This is a genomic window from Streptomyces sp. NPDC048257 (assembly GCF_043201855.1).
In the GTDB taxonomy this organism is placed as follows: Bacteria; Actinomycetota; Actinomycetes; order Streptomycetales; family Streptomycetaceae; genus Streptomyces.
In genome coordinates, this window is sequence record NZ_JBICZI010000015.1 from 94,432 (window position 1) to 110,543 (window position 16,112).

The 16,112-nt window shown below is 74.0% G+C and carries 13 protein-coding genes and 1 riboswitch; of the genes, 4 read left to right on the forward strand and 9 right to left on the reverse strand.

Annotated elements, in window-relative coordinates:
• Positions 1 to 42 precede the first annotated feature (42 nt).
• The 3 genes from ACGFZK_RS25465 to ACGFZK_RS25475 all read left to right on the forward strand — a co-directional run bounded on the left by ACGFZK_RS25465 (position 43) and on the right by ACGFZK_RS25475 (position 3,450).
• The gene (locus ACGFZK_RS25465) at positions 43 to 1,104 is read left to right on the forward strand and encodes an aminotransferase class V-fold PLP-dependent enzyme (protein ID WP_393851166.1); all 1,062 of its coding nucleotides are present in this window, start codon (positions 43 to 45) and stop codon (positions 1,102 to 1,104) included.
• Between the two features lie 30 nt (positions 1,105 to 1,134).
• Positions 1,135 to 2,238, forward strand: a complete 1,104-nt coding sequence (locus ACGFZK_RS25470) for an amidohydrolase family protein (protein ID WP_393851167.1) — start codon at positions 1,135 to 1,137, stop codon at positions 2,236 to 2,238.
• Between the two features lie 282 nt (positions 2,239 to 2,520).
• Entirely contained in the window at positions 2,521 to 3,450 is a 930-nt protein-coding gene (locus ACGFZK_RS25475; RefSeq protein ID WP_393851168.1) for an SCO1860 family LAETG-anchored protein, read from the forward strand.
• A gap of 159 nt (positions 3,451 to 3,609) precedes the next feature.
• Here the strand turns inward: ACGFZK_RS25475 and ACGFZK_RS25480 are convergent, their stop codons facing one another.
• Together ACGFZK_RS25480 and cobC are read right to left on the reverse strand one after the other, a co-directional pair.
• The gene (locus ACGFZK_RS25480) at positions 3,610 to 4,851 is read right to left on the reverse strand and encodes a CapA family protein (protein ID WP_393851169.1); all 1,242 of its coding nucleotides are present in this window, start codon (positions 4,849 to 4,851) and stop codon (positions 3,610 to 3,612) included.
• A 158-nt stretch (positions 4,852 to 5,009) separates the two neighbouring features.
• Positions 5,010 to 6,431, reverse strand: coding sequence for an Rv2231c family pyridoxal phosphate-dependent protein CobC (cobC, locus tag ACGFZK_RS25485; RefSeq protein WP_393851170.1), 1,422 nt, complete (start codon positions 6,429 to 6,431; stop codon positions 5,010 to 5,012).
• Between the two features lie 131 nt (positions 6,432 to 6,562).
• Here cobC and ACGFZK_RS25490 point away from each other — a divergent pair, with 131 nt between their 5' ends.
• Positions 6,563 to 7,288 (forward strand): ZIP family metal transporter, encoded by a 726-nt coding sequence (locus tag ACGFZK_RS25490; protein WP_393851171.1) that lies wholly within the window; start codon positions 6,563 to 6,565, stop codon positions 7,286 to 7,288.
• A gap of 20 nt (positions 7,289 to 7,308) precedes the next feature.
• Here ACGFZK_RS25490 and ACGFZK_RS25495 read toward each other — a convergent pair whose 3' ends face one another.
• From ACGFZK_RS25495 to ACGFZK_RS25525, 7 genes are all read right to left on the reverse strand, one after another.
• Positions 7,309 to 8,790, reverse strand: coding sequence for a cobyrinate a,c-diamide synthase (locus ACGFZK_RS25495; protein WP_393851172.1), 1,482 nt, complete (start codon positions 8,788 to 8,790; stop codon positions 7,309 to 7,311).
• Between the two features lie 17 nt (positions 8,791 to 8,807).
• Positions 8,808 to 9,407, reverse strand: coding sequence for a cob(I)yrinic acid a,c-diamide adenosyltransferase (gene cobO, locus ACGFZK_RS25500; RefSeq protein ID WP_030013115.1), 600 nt, complete (start codon positions 9,405 to 9,407; stop codon positions 8,808 to 8,810).
• Positions 9,407 to 11,554, reverse strand: coding sequence for a putative cobaltochelatase (locus ACGFZK_RS25505; RefSeq protein WP_393851173.1), 2,148 nt, complete (start codon positions 11,552 to 11,554; stop codon positions 9,407 to 9,409). The genes cobO and ACGFZK_RS25505 overlap by 1 nt, the downstream gene beginning before the upstream one ends.
• A gap of 79 nt (positions 11,555 to 11,633) precedes the next feature.
• Positions 11,634 to 13,154, reverse strand: coding sequence for a cobyric acid synthase (locus ACGFZK_RS25510; RefSeq protein WP_393851174.1), 1,521 nt, complete (start codon positions 13,152 to 13,154; stop codon positions 11,634 to 11,636).
• Complete coding sequence (locus ACGFZK_RS25515) at positions 13,151 to 14,113, reverse strand: cobalamin biosynthesis protein (RefSeq protein ID WP_393851175.1); 963 nt, start codon at positions 14,111 to 14,113, stop codon at positions 13,151 to 13,153. The genes ACGFZK_RS25510 and ACGFZK_RS25515 overlap by 4 nt, the downstream gene beginning before the upstream one ends.
• Before the next feature lie 58 nt (positions 14,114 to 14,171).
• Positions 14,172 to 14,257: riboswitch (cobalamin riboswitch) on the reverse strand.
• Between the two features lie 157 nt (positions 14,258 to 14,414).
• A complete protein-coding gene (locus ACGFZK_RS25520; RefSeq protein WP_393851176.1) occupies positions 14,415 to 14,636 on the reverse strand; it encodes a hypothetical protein in 222 nt (73 codons plus the stop codon).
• A gap of 26 nt (positions 14,637 to 14,662) precedes the next feature.
• Entirely contained in the window at positions 14,663 to 16,012 is a 1,350-nt protein-coding gene (locus ACGFZK_RS25525; RefSeq protein ID WP_393851177.1) for an anion permease, read from the reverse strand.
• Positions 16,013 to 16,112: the final 100 nt, after the last annotated feature.

Here is a 16,112-nt window from a genome sequence, read left to right on the forward strand (position 1 = left end):
CGGCAATGGACTGCGGGTCGTTCCTGGCGCAGGGTGGAGGGCATGGACCTTCCGCTCGCCGAAGCGACCCGCGCCGAGTTCGCCCCCACCACCACCTACCTCAACACCGCCCGGTGCGGAGTCGTCCCGCGTTCGTCCGTCGCGGCCGTACGGGAGCTGGCCGAGGCGGCGGGGGCCGGGCTCCCCACCGGCTTCGGCGACTTCGGCCGCGTGCGCGGGGCCCGCGCGGCCTTCGCCCGCCTGGTCGGGGTGGACGCCGACCGGGTGTCCGTCGGCTCGGCCGTCTCCACCCATGTCGGCCTGGTCGCCGCCTCGCTCCCGTCTGGCGCCGAAGTGCTGTGTCCCGAGGGCGAGTTCGCCTCCGTGATCAACCCCTTCGTGGCGCGCGGCGATCTCAAGGTGCGTTTCGCCCCGCTCGAGTCCGTCGCCGAGGCCGTCGGCCCCGGCACCGCCCTCGTCTCGCTGAGCGTCGTACAGTCCGCGGACGGCCGCACCGCCGACCTGGCCGCGGTGCGTGCGGCGACGACGGCCCACGGGGCCCGGATGCTCGTCGACGCCACTCAGGCCGCGGGCTGGCTCCCCTTCGATGCCTCGCCGTACGAGTACACGGTCGCAGCCGGCTTCAAATGGCTGCTCGGCGTGCGCGGGGCCTCGTACCTGACCGTGTCGCGGGAGGCCGAACACACGCTGACCCCGCTGCACGCGGGCTGGGTGCCGGCGGTGGCCGAAGGGGACGCCACCTACGGGCCGATGTCCGAACTGGTCCACGGAGCGTGGCGGTTCGACGAGTCCCCGGCCTTCCTGGCCTACCACGCCTCCGAGCCCGCGCTGGCCCTGCTCGAGCGGATCGGCATCGGGGCCGTCCACGCGCACGACACCGCCCTGGCCACCCGCTACCGGGCCGGACTCGCGCGCCTGGGCCACGAACCCGTCCCCGGCGACTCCGCCATCGTCTCGGTGCCGGGCCTCGCCGACCGGCAGCCCGCCCTCGAAGCGGCCGGCATCGCCACCTCGGCCCGCGCCGGCCTCCTGCGGGCCTCGTTCCACCTCTACAACACCGAGGCCGACGTGGACCGGCTGCTGGACGTCCTGTCCGCCTCCTGACGCGGCAGGGCCCGCGCATACAGTGCCGCCATGAGCGATGTGAGTGATGTGAGCGACGTGCTGCACGTGAAGGGGCGGGTGCTGGTCGGGCCCGACGAGGTCCGGGACGAGCTCTGGGTGGTGGGCGGCCGGATCTCCTACGAGCGCCCGCTCGGCGCCCGCGAGGTCACCACGGTCACCGGCTGGGCCCTGCCCGGGCTGGTCGACGCGCACTGCCACGTGGGGCTGGACTCGCACGGCCCGGTCGACGCCGAGACCGCCGAGCGCCAGGCCCTCACCGACCGCGACGCCGGCACCCTCCTCATCCGGGACGCCGGGTCGCCCTCGGACACCCGCTGGATCGACGACCGCGAGGACCTGCCGAAGATCATTCGGGCCGGGCGGCACATCGCGCGCACCCGCCGCTACATCCGCAACTACGCCCACGAGATCGAGCCCGCCGACCTCGTCGAGTACGTGGGCCGCGAGGCGCTGCGCGGCGACGGCTGGGTCAAGCTCGTCGGTGACTGGATCGACCGCGACGCCGGGGACCTCGCGGCCTGCTGGCCGCGCGCCGAGGTCGAGGCGGCCATCGCCGAGGCGCACCGGCTGGGCGCCCGCGTCACGGCGCACTGCTTCGCCGAGGACTCGCTGCGCGACCTGGTCGAGGCGGGCATCGACTGCATCGAGCACGCCACGGGCCTCACCGAGGACACCATCCCGCTCTTCGCCGAGCGCGGCGTCGCGATCGTCCCCACGCTCGTGAACATCGCGACCTTCCCGAAGATGGCGGCGGGCGGCGAGACGAAGTTCCCGCGCTGGTCGGCGCACATGCGAAGGCTCCACGACCGGCGGTACGACACCGTCGGCGCCGCCTACGACGCGGGCATCGAGGTCTACGTCGGCACCGACGCGGGAGGTTCCCTCCCGCACGGCCTGGTCGCGGCGGAGGTCGAGGAGCTGGTCAAGGCCGGTATCCCGGCACTGGACGCCCTCTCCGCGACGACCTGGGCGGCGCGGCAGTGGCTCGGCAGGCCGGGCCTGACCGAAGGGGCGCCCGCCGACCTCGTGGTCTACGCCGCCGACCCGCGGGCCGACGTACGCGCACTGGCGCAGCCGCTCAGGGTCGTCGTGAACGGAAGGGTCCGGGCCTGAGCCGTGCGCCGGTGCCCGGTTGACGTCGCGTGACACCGGGGCCCGTCGGTCGTTGAAGACGACCGCGCGGACCGGGTCTCCGTGAAAGGGGAGAACTTGCGTTCATCATGGGGCGGAATGATTCGAATAAGCGCCCGGAAACCACCCTTTGGGGTGAAGTAACGTCAGGTCGCCCCTCGTTCACCCACAGTGCGTAAAGATTCCGGGGTCGAGGCCGTCGGCACGCGCAATGTCCCCCATTGGCGCCGCGACGGCACCCAACTCCCCGGGGGTTCCACCACCTTGAACAGCCATACCCTCCGCATGCCCGCGGCCGTCCTGCTCGCCACGGGAGCGGTCGCCCTGCTCACCGCTCCGGCCGCCTTCGCCACGGGAGGCGGCGGAGCCGGGGGCGAGGGCAAGGCCGGCGCCGTCGTCCTGCGCGCCGGACTGGACGTGGGCCTCCTCAACAAGACGGTGCACGTCCCGCTGAAGACGACCCTCAACGAGGTCAGCGCCCCGGCGACGGCCCAGAAGACGGCGCTGACCGTCACCCTGGACGGGGTCGAAGGGAACAAGCCGGTCAGTGTGCTGCGCGCCGACGTGGCCACCTCCAAGGCGAGCGCCGACAAGACCCGCGCCGAGGCGGAGGTGAACCTCGCCAAGGCCTCCGTCCACGTGCCCGGACTGCCGCTGCTCTCCCTGATCGAGGTGGAGAACGTCACCTCCAAGGCCGTCTGCGAGGCGGGCAAGAAGCCGGTGGCCGGCGCGAACGTCGTCGGGAAGGTGACGGCGCTCGGCAAGAAGGTGACCCTGACGGCGGGCGGCCCCACCAAGATCGAGGTCCCCGGCGTGGGCGAGGTCCTGCTGGAGCTGTCCGGCACCCAGACCACCTCCACCACGGCTGCCGCGGCCGCGCTTCGCCTGAAGGTGGCGGTGAACCCGCTGAAGCTGAACGTGGCGCAGGTGGACGGGGAGATCGTGCTCGCCGAGGCGCACTGCGAGTCCCCCGCGGGCGCGGCCCCGGCCTCGACCCCGCCCACGAACCCGGACGTCAAGCCCCAGACCGCGACGGGGACCGGCTCCGGCGTCGCGTCCGGCACCACGGCCAACGCCAACCTCGCCGAGACCGGCGGCGGTTCACTGACCCCCTACGTCGCGGGCGGGGCGCTGACCCTGCTCGCCCTCGGCGGGGGCGCGCTCCTGCTCACCCGGCGGGGCAGGGCCTCGTAGGGCGGGCGGAAGCCCCGGGCCGCCGCCCGGCGTGCCCGCTCCCGGGGAGCACACGGAGGGGAGTGCTCAACGGGCGGCGGCTGCGCCGGGCGGCGTGGCGCGTGGGAGGCGCGACGGGCGGGCGGCGCGGCGACCGGCGGGCCCGGCGCCGAGCGGGGCTCAGCGGGTGGCGTGCTCCAGGCCCTGTCCGTCCGCGCCACGTGACATCACGGCCTGGGTGACCTGCTGGTCGATCCGCGCGTACTCGCTCCGCTTGCCGGCCGGGAGCGAGGTGTCCGAGGCCGCGCAGGAGGCGCAGACGACACGGAACGGCGGCCCCATGTCCGAGTACTGCGTGAGGTATTCGGCCTTGACCACCTCCCAGCGGCCGGGACGGCCCGCCGCCGGGGAGAAGGTGAACCGGGGGACCGAGGACTGGTTGCCTCGCAGTTTGTCGGCCGGTACGAAGCTGGCGACCTGGTCGCCCATCCCGAAGACCACCCAGGTGCCGTTGATCTTCTCGTAGGGCTGCGGCACGTGGTTGTGGGTGCCGATGATCAGGTCGATGTCGGGGAGGCCGTCGGCCGAGCGGGAGGCGGTCAGCGCCTGCGCCAGTTCCTTCTGCTGCTCGTCGGGGGCCGTCTGCCACTCGGTGCCCCAGTGGACGCTGAGCACCACCACGTTCGCGCCCGCCGCCCGGGCGGCCCGGGCGTCGGCGACGATCCGGTCCTTGTCGATCAGATTGACGGCCCACGGCTTGTCCTGGGGAAGCGGGATGCCGTTCGTGCCGTACGTGTACGAGAGCTGGGCGACCTTCGCGCCGCCCGCCGCGAGCAGCGCCGGGGTCTTGGCCTCCTCCGCGCTGCGGGCCGAGCCGACGTGCGGGATGCCGACCCGGTCGAGGTGCTCCAGGGTGCGGGCGAGGCCCTCGTAGCCGTCGTCCAGGGTGTGGTTCGAGGCAGTGGAACAGCTGTCGTACCCGGCGTCCTTGAGGGCGTCCGCCAGTTGGTGCGGGGCCTTGAAGGTGGGATAGCCGGTGTAGGGGCCGCCGGGGCGCCCGTACGGTATCTCGTGGTGGCATATCGCCAGGTCGGCGGCGGTGACCAGGGGTTTGACCCCGGCCAGTATCTTCCGGAAGTCGTACTCCCCGGCCCTGCCCGCGTCGTCCGCCGACCGCTGGACGATCGACGGGTACGGGATGATGTCGCCGGTCGCCACCAGCGTGAACGGCTTCCCGGGGGCAGGCGCGGCGCCCTCGGGCCGCGCCTGCGCCTCACCCCGGCCCGGCTCGCCCCGGAGTCGCTGCTGAGTCGAGGGCGCCGCACCGCCGTCGGCGTCGAGCAGCCGGGGCACGCCGTAGATCCCCCCGCCCACGACCGCCAGCCCGGCCAGCACGGCGCCCATCTTGGCGGATGCCTTCATTTCCCAACCCCCCGGTCTCGTGCACTGATGCGGGGATCCTCACCCGGCCCGGCCCCCGGGGCCATCGTAGGGGGGCCAGATGGGTGACTTCGGGGCGAATACGCGTTCCGGCGCGGGGATGCGCGCAGGTCAGACGGCTGTTGCGGGGGCCGCCGCGGTCACCGTGCGGACAGGGCGAGGGCGTGGTCCAGGGCCTGCAGAAGCCGGCCCGTCGTCGCCCGGTCGCGCACCGCCAGCCGGAGCCAGGAGTGGTCCAGCCCCGGGAAGGTGTCCCCGCGGCGCACGGCGAAGCCGAGCGCGCGCAGCCGGGTGCGGACCTCGGCCCCGCCCGTCACCCGGATCAGGACGAACGGCCCTTCCGCCACCCCGACGGCCGTCACCTCGTCGAACTCCGCGAGCCCGGCCAGCAGATGCGCGCGGTCCACGGCTGTGCGCCGGGCCGCCTCCTCCGCCTCGGCCAGCGCCTCCGGAGCCATGCAGGCCTCGGCCGCCACCAGCGCCGGTGTCGACACGGGCCACAGCGGCTGCGCGGCCGCCAGCTTCGCGATCACCTCGGGCTCGGCCAGCACGTAGCCGATCCGCAGCCCCGCCAGGCCCCACGTCTTGGTCAGGCTGCGCAGCACCACCAGCCCCGGCAGGTCCATCCGTCCGGCCAGGGCCTCCCGCTCGCCCGGGACGGCGTCCATGAACGCCTCGTCCACCACCAGGATCCGGCCCGGCCGGGCCAGCGCCGCCAGCGTCTGCGCCGGGTGCAGCACGGACGTCGGGTTGGTCGGATTGCCGATCACCACCAGGTCCGCGTCCTCCGGCACCGCCGCCGGGTCCAGCCGGAAGCCGTCCGCCGCCCGCAGCACGACCCGCTCCACCCGGTGCCCCGCGTCCCGCAGGGCCGCTTCCGGCTCGGTGAACTGCGGATGCACCACGACCGGCCGTACGGCTCCCAGGGCCCGGGCGATCAGGACGAACGCCTCCGCGGCCCCGGCCGTCAACAGCACCCGCTCGACCGGCAGCCCGTGCCGAACAGCCACGGCCGCGCGGGCGGGCCGCCCGTCGGGATATGCGGCGAGATCCCCGAGGGAGGCGGCGATCCGCTGCTTGAGCCAGTCCGGGGGCGTCTGCGCACGTACGTTGACCGCCAGGTCCACCAGCGCCGAGCCCGCGTCCATCACCTCGGCGTCCCCGTGATGGCGCAGGTCGTGCCCGTGCGCCGTGGCCACCGCGCAGGTCGCCGCCATCGACCGCCGCTTGGGCACGAGGAGCTCCCCGCCGGCCGCGAGGGCCGCGGCCTCCGCGACCGAGGGGGTCCCGGTGGCGGTGCGCGCGGCCTCGGAGGGATGCGGCACGGTGACGGCGGCCAGCCGTTCGGCGGGATAGCTGACGAGAGGTACGCCGAAACGTTCCGCCGCGCCGGTGATCCCGGCCTCGCCCGCCTTCGACTCCACCGTGGCCAGCGCCGTCACCGCCCCCACGGCCAGCCCGGCCCCGCGCAGCGTCTCCTCGACCAGGGCGCAGACCTCCGCGACGGAAACCCCCGCGCGTCCGCCGACCCCGACCACCACCTGTGTCGTGTACTCGCCCACCGGGGTTCCTCCCTCCGTAGTCACCTTCACCGGCAAGTCACCGGCACCGGCCGGTCAGTCGTCAACCCTCCGCCGCCCGCCACCCGCGCGCGGACGTGCGCGCGGGCCGAGGAGTCTGTATTCAGGGGCACATGGCCGTGATCGTGGCGTTGGGTGCGTTCCTGATGACCCTGGCGGGCGGATGGACGGCGCAGCGCGTCACCGACCGCCGCCACCTCGTGCTGGGCCTGGCCGGTGGGCTGATGCTCGGCGTCGTGGGCCTCGACCTGCTCCCGGAGGCCCTCCACGCGGCGGGCGGCGAGGTGTTCGGCGTCCCGCTCGCCCTGCTGCTGTTCGTGGCGGGCTTCCTGGTCGCGCACGTCGTGGAACGGCTCCTCGCCGTCCGCCAGGCCGCGCACGGCGCCGAGAACGGCGCCCGCGTCCCCCAGGTGGGGCTCACCGCGGCCGCGGCCATGGTCGGCCACAGCCTCGCCGACGGCGTGGCCCTGGGTGCGGCCTTCCAGGTCGGCGGGGGGATGGGCGTGGCCGTGGCGCTGGCCGTGCTCACCCACGACTTCGCCGACGGGTTCAACACGTACACGCTCACCAGTCTCTACGGGAACGACCGCCGCAAGGCCCTGATGATGCTCTTCGCGGACGCCGTCGCCCCGGTCGTGGGCGCGGCGTCCACTTTGCTGTTCACCCTTCCGGAGGAACCCCTCGGCGCGTACCTCGGCTTCTTCGGAGGCGTCCTGCTGTACCTCGCGTCCGCCGAGATCCTGCCCGAGGCCCACCACAAGCACCCCGCCCTGTCCACGCTGATGTGCACGGTGGGCGGGGTGGCCGGGATCTGGCTGGTGGTGGGCATCGCGGACTGAGCGCCGGCGGGGGACGGAGGTCACCGCCGTGCTGCCGCGGCTTGCGTGAAGCGGCGGGCGACGGACGGCTCCGCCGCCCAGTGCGTGTGCAGGTAGCTGGCGTGCACACCCTGCTGTACGAAGCCCTCGACCCGGCGCTCCGGGTGCGTGAACCCCCAGGCGGGGGCCGCCCCGGCGCCCGGCTCGATCACCGTCCGGTGGAACTCGTGCCCGCGCAGCCGGGTCCCGGCCCGGGCGAGGGCGCTGTCGGACACCGCCACCGCCTCGCGGTAGCCGAGGGTGAGGCGCTCCGACATCCGGGCGTCGGCGTCGAGCACCCCGCACATGGGCTTCCCGTCGAGCGACCGCCCGAGGTAGAGCAGCCCGGCGCACTCCGCGGCCACCGGGCCGCCGGCCGCGGCGAAGGCGGCGACGGCCGCGCGCAGCGGTTCGTTGGCGGACAGTTCGGGCGCGTACATCTCCGGGAAGCCGCCGCCGATCACCAGGCCGGTGGTGCCGTCGGGGAGCGCCTCGTCCCGGAGCGGGTCGAAGGTGACGACCTCCGCCCCGGCGGCGGTGAGCAGCTCGGTGTGCTCGGCGTAGGAGAACGTGAACGCCGGCCCGCCCGCGACGGCGATCACCGGCCGTCTGCCGGGGGCTCCGCCGAGGTCCGCGGGTGCGGCGCCGTTGCCGGGGCCCCTCCCCGGACCCCGCGCCTCAGATACCGGCGAGGCTGGATCTTCCAGCCCGTCCGGCGTTCGAGGACCGGAGGCCGGGGCGGTGCCCCGAGTGCCCGCCAGGGCACGCTCCGCAGACCAGGCCTCGCAGTCCAGCGGTGGGGCCGTGCGGGCCAGGGCCATCAGGGCGTCCAGGTCACAGCCCGCCCGGACCTGCGCGGCCAGGGCCGACACCGAGGCCAGGGCGTCGGTGTGGCGCTCGGCCACCGGGACCAGGCCCAGGTGGCGTGACGGCGTGGCCACCTGGGGGGCCCGCCGCAGGACGCCGAGGACCGGCATGCCGGCCTCCTCCAGGGCCTCCCGCAGCATCACCTCGTGCCGGTCGGAGCCGACCTTGTTCAGGATCACGCCCCCCAGCCGCACCTGCGGGTCGAACGACGCGAATCCGTGCACCAGCGCCGCCACCGACCGCGACTGCGACGACGCGTCGACCACGAGCACCACCGGCGCCCGCAGCAGCTTCGCGACCTGCGCCGTCGACGCCAGTTCACCCCGGCCCGCGGCCCCGTCGTAGAGCCCCATCACGCCCTCGACCACGGCCAGATCGCACCCGGCCGCCCCGTGCGCGAACATCGGAGCGATCAGCTCCGGCCCGCACATGAAGGCGTCGAGGTTGCGTCCGGGCCGGCCGGTGGCCAGCGCGTGGTACCCGGGGTCGATGTAGTCGGGGCCGGCCTTGTGCGGGGACACGGCGAGGCCGCGCTCCGCGAAGGCCGCCATCAGGCCCGTGGCCACGGTGGTCTTGCCGCTGCCGGAGGACGGCGCGGCGATCACCAGACGAGGCATGTTGAACCGGTACGAAGTCACCACTCGATGCCCTTCTGGCCCTTCTGTCCCGTGTCCATCGGGTGCTTGACCTTGGTCATCTCGGTGACGAGGTCCGCGAACTCCACCAGCTTCTCCGGCGCGTTGCGGCCCGTGATCACCACGTGCTGGGTGCCGGGCCGGTTGCGGAGCACCTCGATGACCTCGTCGACGTCGATCCAGCCCCAGTGCATCGGGTAGGCGAACTCGTCGAGCACGTACAGCTTGTGCGTCTCGGCGGCCAGGTCGCGCTTGACCTGCTCCCAGCCCTCCTTGGCCGCCTGCTCGTTGTCGAGCTGCGCGTCCCGCTGGACCCAGGACCAGCCCTCGCCCATCTTGTGCCAGACGACGGAGCCGCCCTCGCCGGAGGCCCCGAGCACCTTGAGCGCGTTCTCCTCGCCGACCTTCCACTTCGCCGACTTGACGAACTGGAACACCCCGATCGGCCAGCCCTGGTTCCAGGCGCGCAGCGCCAGCCCGAAGGCCGCCGTCGACTTGCCCTTGCCGGGGCCGGTGTGGACGAAGACCAGCGGACGGTTGCGGCGCTGGCGCGTCGTGAGCCCGTCGTCGGGAACGACGGACGGCTGTCCCTGAGGCATTACGCGGCCCTCCTGTTGCTGCTGTGGGGTGATGCAGTGGATGTCACTGCCGTGCGTACGTTCTTCACGAGCCCGGCCAGCGAGTCGGCCCGCAGCCCGTCGAGCGTGACGGCGGGTCCGCCGAGGTCACGGGCCAGTACCCCGGCCAGCCCCAGCCGGACCGGGCCGGTTTCGCAGTCCACGACCACCGAGGCGACGCCCCCGGCCTGCAACAGCCGTGCGCTGTGGCCCGCGAGCTCGCGCGGACTGCTGTCCGTACGGCCCCCGGCGTTCCCGGCCGAGGTGGCCCGGCCGTCGGTGACGACGACGAGCAGCGGCCGGCGCGAGGGATCCCGGAGCCGCTCGATCCGCAGCACCTCGTGGGCCTTCAGCAGCCCGGCGGCCAGCGGGGTGCGGCCACCCGTCGGCAGCTGCTCCAGCCGGGCCGCCGCCGCGTCCACCGAGGAGGTCGGCGGCAGGGCCAGCTCGGCCGTGGCCCCCCGGAAGGTGATCAGACCGACCTTGTCCCGGCGCTGGTACGCGTCCAGGAGCAGCGAGAGCACGGCGCCCTTGACCGCGCTCATGCGCTGCCGGGCGGCCATGGAGCCGGAGGCGTCGACGACGAAGAGGACGAGGTTGCCCTCGCGGCCCTCCCGCGTGGCCTGGCGCAGATCGTCCTTGCGGATCACCAGACCGCGTCCGTGGCGCCCGCGCGCCTTCTGGTGCGGGGCGGCGGCCTGGATGGTGGCGGTCAGGTGCAGCTTCGTCAGGTGGCCGCGCGGGCGCTGGGCGCCGGTGGTGCGGCCGTGGGCGGTGCGGGCGCGGGACCGGCGTCCGGACGCGCCCTCGCCGAGGCCGGGCACGCTGAGCATCTTGGTCCGGAACGGCTCGGCGGCCCGTACGGGTGCCTGCTCGGGCCCGGCGCTCTCCTGGGCGGAGGGCTGCGGGGCCTCGGGGGCGTCCCCGGGGGCCTCGCCGGGCTCGTCGGTGCCGGAGTCCGGGGAGGTCTCGGCCGAGGTGCCCGGGTCCTGGGGACCGTCGTCCTGCGGAGGCACCCCGCCGCCTCCGCCGGGGCCGCCGTCGTCGTCGTCGTTGTCGTCGTTGTCGTCGGGACCCTCGGGTTCCGGGTCGGGCTCGGGCTCGGGTTCCGGCTCCTCGTCCGGGAACTGGTCGAGGATCTCGTCCAGCTTGTCCTCGTCGAGCCCGGGCGCGTCGAACGGGTTGCGGCGGCGCCGGTGGGGGAGCGCCAGCAGGGCGGCCTGCCGGACGTCCTCCTTGCGCACCTCGGTGCGCCCGGCCCAGGCGGCCAGCGCGGTCGCGGTCCGCGCCATCACGATGTCGGCCCGCATGCCGTCGACCTCGAACCCGGCGCAGGTCGCCGCGATCATCAGGAGCGCGGTGTCACCGAGCGAGACCTTCGGCAGGAGCGCCCGGGCGGCCACCACACGGGCGCGGACCTCGTGCTCGTCCCCGGCCCAGCGGGTCGCGAAGCCCGCGGGATCGTCCTCGTAGGCGAGCCGGCGGCGGACCACCTCCACCCGCTGGGCCGGCTCGCGGGAGGCGGCCACCTCGACGGTGAGGCCGAACCGGTCGAGGAGCTGCGGGCGGAGCTCGCCCTCCTCGGGGTTCATGGTGCCGACGAGCAGGAAGCGGGCGGCGTGCCGGACGGAGACGCCCTCGCGTTCCACGTACGAGGCGCCCATCGCGGCGGCGTCCAGGAGCAGGTCGATCAGGTGGTCGTGGAGGAGGTTGACCTCGTCGACGTAGAGGATCCCGCGGTGTGCGTCGGCGAGCAGCCCGGGCTCGAAGGCCTTCACGCCCTCGGCGAGGGCCCGTTCGATGTCGAGGGCGCCGACCAGGCGGTCCTCGGAGGCGCCGACGGGCAGCTCCACCATGCGGGCGGGGCGGAGGCCGCCGGGGCCGGGCTCGTGCGGGCCGTCCGGGCAGGCCGGGTCGGGCGTGGCGGGCGCGCAGCTGAACCGGCAGCCGGACACCACGTCCACCTGCGGCAGCAGCGCGGACAGCGCGCGGACGGCGGTGGACTTGGCGGTCCCCTTCTCACCGCGCACGAGCACCCCACCGACCGCTGGGCTCACGGCGTTGAGCAGGAGCGCCAGCCGCAGGTCGGTCTGGCCGACCACTGCGGTGAACGGGTAGGGCGTGCTCATGCGTTGCTCACTCCTTCTGTGCGTACGTATGCCGTCGGCGTGCGGGTCGCCACTGCGCGCAAGGGCAGGGACCGGGCCGTCACGGGGCGCCCGGGGGGATGAAGGGGAGGCCGGCCGGGGCGCCACCCTCGATCAGGCGAAGCAGCGCACCCGTGTCGGCGTGTTCTTCGATCAGGTCGCCCAGCAGGTCCAGCTGTTCCTCCCGCAGGGCGGAGAACGAGGTGTCCGGGGCGGGGACGAAGCGGCGGCCCGCGGCCGTCGCCACCTCCCGCAGGAACGCCCGGCGGAAGCCGTCCGACTCCAGCGAACCGTGCCAGTGGGTGCCCCACACCGACCCGACCCGGCAGCCGTCCAGGAAGGCCTCGCCGCCGAGCACCTGCGCCACGCCGTGGTGGATCTCGTAGCCCGTCACGTCCTCGCCCAGCGCCGAGCCGACCGGCCGGGCCAGGGTCTTCTCCCGCTCGAAGCGGACCCGTACCGGGAGGAGTCCGAGGCCGTCGACCTCGCCCGCCCGCGATTCGACCTCGTCGGAGATCCGCTCGCCCAGGACCTGGAACCCGCCGCAGATGCCCAGCACCGGCCGCCCCTCGGCGGCCCGCCGCAGCAGTGCGTCCGCGAGCCCGCGTTCGCGCAGCCACTGCAGGGCCTTCACCGTGCCCCGGGTGCCGGGCACGACGACCAGGTCCGCGTCGGCCAGTTCCTCGGCCCGGTCCACGAACCGCACCACGATCCCCGGCTCCGCCGCGAGCGCGTCGACGTCCGTGAAGTTCGACATCAGCGGCACCGCGCACACCGCGACCCGCAGCACGTCCTCGCCCACCGGCGGCGCGACCACGGACTCCCGTACCGCCCCGCGCAGGGAGACCCGCAGGCCGTCCTCCTCGTCGATGCCGAGGCCGTGCCGGAAGGGCAGCACCCCGTACGTGGCCCGGCCCGTCAGCCCGCGCAGCATCTCCATGCCCGGCTCCAGCAGCGACACGTCACCGCGGAACTTGTTGACCATGTACCCGGCGATCAGGGACTGGTCCTCGGGGGACAGCAACGCCGTCGTCCCGAAGAAGGACGCGAAGACCCCGCCGCGGTCGATGTCCCCGACCACGACCACCGGGAACCGCGCGGCCCGCGCGATGCCCATGTTCACGATGTCGGTCCGGCGCAGGTTGATCTCGGCCGGACTCCCCGCCCCCTCGCAGATCACGGCGTCATACGTGCCCCGCAGCTGCTCCAGGCAGTCCGTGACGATGCCGAGCAACTGCTCCTGGCGCCCGCCGTGGTAGCCGCGGGCGCTCATCTCGCCCACCGGCTTGCCCAGCAGCACCACCTGGCTGCTGCGGTCGCTGCCCGGCTTGAGCAGCACCGGGTTCATCAGCGCGGTCGGCTCCACGCGGGCCGCCTGGGCCTGCATCGCCTGGGCCCGCCCGATCTCGGCGCCCTCCAGCGTGACGAAGGAGTTCAGCGACATGTTCTGCGCCTTGAAGGGCGCCACCTTCACGCCCTGGCGGGCCAGCCACCGGCAGATGCCCGCCGTGACCACGCTCTTGCCCGCGTCCGACGTGGTGCCCGCGACGAGCAGACCCCCGCCGCGCTTCGCGCCGCTCATGCGCGCCGCCCTCTCTGTGCCGTACGGGAGACGAGCAGCCGGGCGGCCACGCAGGCACCCAGCGCCAGCCAGGTCACCTGCCGCGACAGCCGTACCGCCCGCTCGATGTCCGCGACCTCCACCGGCCGCCCGGCCCCGCCGTTCAGTACGGCCCGGTGCTCGACCCGGCCGCCGTACGCGAGGGTGCCGCCCAGTCTGACGCCCAGCGCCCCGGCGAAGGAGGCCTCGACGGGTCCGGCGTTCGGGCTCGGGTGCGCGGCGGCGTCCGCACGCCAGGCCCGTACGGCGCCCCGCCGGTCCGGGCCGGCCAGGACGGCGGCGACCGCCGTCAGCCGGGCGCCCGGCCAGCCCGCCAGGTCGTCGAGGCGGGCCGAGGCCCAGCCGTAGCGCAGGTAGCGGGGGGACTTGTGGCCGACCATCGCGTCCAGGGTGTTCACGGCGCGGAAGGCCAGCAGTCCGGGGACTCCGGCGGCGGCGCCCCACACCAGGGCCCCGACCACCGCGTCGGAGGTGTTCTCGGCGACGGACTCCACGACCGCGCGGGCCATCTGCTGCCCGTCCAGGGCCTGCGGGTCGCGCCCGCACAGGTGGGGCAGCCGCTCGCGGGCCACCTCGATGTCCCCGGCGGCGAGCGCGCCGCCGATGGCGCGGGCCTCGCGGCCCAGCGAGGTGCCGCCCACGACGGCCCAGGTGGCGGCGGCGGTCAGGGCGATACGGGCGGCCGCGGGCCGGGAGCGCACGGCGCGGGCGCCCAGCGCGCCGATGGCGGCCGCGCCCCCGGCGCACACGAGGGTGTGAAGGAGGCCGCGGGCGCGGTCGTCGCGCCACAGGGAGCGCTCGACGGCGGCGGCGGCCCGTCCGAAGGCGGCCACGGGGTGCCCTCGGCGCGGATCACCGAGGATCCGGTCGCCGATCAGGCCCGCCGTGGCGCCGTACGCGAACACGCGATCGGCACGCATGGTGGCAGGTATGTCCTCACTCAGGGTCCGCGCCCTGGTTCGACGTGTCCGGCGGCGAGAGTTCCTGGCTCCCGGGGCGCACGCGGGGCGTGCTCTCCCGGTGACAGTGGCGGGACCGCGCCGGATTCGCACCGGACTTCCTCTCCATGCCGCCGTATTGGCTCGGGCAGTCCACCACGCACCGCGAAGGCCCGTCAACTCGCCGTTGACCTGCGGTGCTGCGGGGGCGCAGGACGCGAAAGCTCCCCCCGGGACAAACCCGGAGGGAGCCTTCACACCCGACCCGCCGTACGGCGGCGGATCAGGAGACGATCAGGTAGATCCCGTACGTCACGGCCGCCGCGACGAGCGTGAAGCAGAGGTACGCGCCGGTGCGGGCGAGGGCGGCGGTGCCGCCCTGCTCGGTGGCGGTCTCGTGCTTGGACAGGCCCACCAGGCCCAGGGTGAACAGGGCCACGAGGGCGACGGTGGCGGAGAGGCTGACCCCGAAGACGGAGCCGAGTGCTTCCCAGTCGATCTTCATACTGCCGTTTCCTCTGTGTGTCTCGGTCAGACCGCGGCGGCCGGGGACGGCGCGGTCGTCGGGGCTGTCGTCTCGGCCGGGATGGTGGCCTTGAGGTCCTCGTCCGCGAACGCGGCGGCCATACCGACAGCGGCCATACCGACAGCGGTCGTACCCACAGCGGTCGTACCGGCAGCGGTCGCAGCGGCGGGGATACCGGCCGCGGCGACGGTCGGCGGGACGGTGACGGCGGCGATCGCCGTGGTGACGACGCCCGGCTCCTCGGCGGTGGCCGGGTCCACGTCGTTGACGTTGTGGTGGTCGACGACCTGGCGGCGGGAGATGACCCAGATGGCGAAGCAGGAGGCGACCAGGAAGACCGCGACGGCGGCGACGCCGATGTCACCGGTCCGCATGACCAGCTCGGCACCGGCGGAGACCAGGGCCGCGGCCGGCAGGGTCAGGCCCCAGGCGATGAACATGCGGGTGGCGGTGGACCAGCGGACCACGCCGCCCTTGCGTCCCAGACCGGCACCCATGACGGCGCCGGAGCACGCGTGGGTGGTGGAGAGGGAGAAACCGAGGGAGGAGGAGGCCAGGATGACGCTGGCGGCCGAGGTCTGGGCGGCGAAGCCCTGCTGCGGCTGCAGATCGGTCAGGCCCTTGCCCATGGTGCGGATGATGCGCCAGCCGCCCAGGTAGGTACCCATCGCGATGGCCATACCGGCGGAGACGATGACCCACACCGGCGGGTTGGCGCCGGCCGGGAGGGCGTTTCCGGCGATGAGCGCCAGGGTGATGATGCCCATCGTCTTCTGCGCGTCGTTGGTGCCGTGCGCGAGGGAGACGAGACCGGCCGAGGCGATCTGACCGGTGCGGTAGCCCTTGGTGGAGGTCTTCTCACCGACCTTGCCGCCCAGCTTGTACGTGACCTTGGCGGCCAGCATCGCGGCCAGACCGGCCACGAGCGGCGCGGCGATCGCGGGGATGAGGACCTTGGTGACGACGACGCTGCCGTTGACCGCGCCGATGCCGGCGGAGGCGACCGCGGCGCCGATCAGGCCACCCATCAGGGCGTGCGAGGAGCTGGAGGGGAGACCGACCAGCCAGGTGACGAGGTTCCAGAGGATCGCTCCGACCAGGGCGGCGAAGATCACCTCTGGCTGGATGCCTTCCTCGTTGACCAGGCCCTTGGAGATCGTCTTGGCGACCTCCACGGACATGAACGCGCCGACGAGGTTGAGCACGGCGGACATGGCCACCGCCGTCTTGGGTTTGAGGGCGCCGGTCGAGATGGTGGTGGCCATCGCGTTGGCCGTGTCGTGGAAACCGTTCGTGAAGTCGAACACGAGAGCGGTAATGATCACGATCCCGAGGAGAAGCGTTATGTGCTCCATTTACCCAGGCTTCTGTTTGACGTCAGTGGCTCGGCGACCGTAGGCAACCTGAGTGAACGGAAGATGAACTGACTCGGGCGCAGCGGTGTAATGAGGCGGG

Excerpts from the sequence above, each read along its gene's own strand:
- ACGFZK_RS25465 (WP_393851166.1), top strand. The coding sequence starts at position 43 with ATGGACCTTCCGCTCGCCGAAGCGACCCGCGCCGAGTTCGCCCCCACC.
- ACGFZK_RS25470 (WP_393851167.1), top strand. The coding sequence starts at position 1,135 with ATGAGCGATGTGAGTGATGTGAGCGACGTGCTGCACGTGAAGGGGCGG.
- ACGFZK_RS25480 (WP_393851169.1), bottom strand. The coding sequence starts at position 4,851 with ATGAAGGCATCCGCCAAGATGGGCGCCGTGCTGGCCGGGCTGGCGGTC.
- ACGFZK_RS25490 (WP_393851171.1), top strand. The coding sequence starts at position 6,563 with ATGGCCGTGATCGTGGCGTTGGGTGCGTTCCTGATGACCCTGGCGGGC.
- ACGFZK_RS25495 (WP_393851172.1), bottom strand. The coding sequence starts at position 8,790 with ATGCCTCGTCTGGTGATCGCCGCGCCGTCCTCCGGCAGCGGCAAGACC.
- cobO (WP_030013115.1), bottom strand. The coding sequence starts at position 9,407 with ATGCCTCAGGGACAGCCGTCCGTCGTTCCCGACGACGGGCTCACGACG.
- ACGFZK_RS25505 (WP_393851173.1), bottom strand. The coding sequence starts at position 11,554 with ATGAGCACGCCCTACCCGTTCACCGCAGTGGTCGGCCAGACCGACCTG.
- ACGFZK_RS25510 (WP_393851174.1), bottom strand. The coding sequence starts at position 13,154 with ATGAGCGGCGCGAAGCGCGGCGGGGGTCTGCTCGTCGCGGGCACCACG.
- ACGFZK_RS25515 (WP_393851175.1), bottom strand. The coding sequence starts at position 14,113 with ATGCGTGCCGATCGCGTGTTCGCGTACGGCGCCACGGCGGGCCTGATC.
- ACGFZK_RS25520 (WP_393851176.1), bottom strand. The coding sequence starts at position 14,636 with ATGAAGATCGACTGGGAAGCACTCGGCTCCGTCTTCGGGGTCAGCCTC.
- ACGFZK_RS25525 (WP_393851177.1), bottom strand. The coding sequence starts at position 16,012 with ATGGAGCACATAACGCTTCTCCTCGGGATCGTGATCATTACCGCTCTC.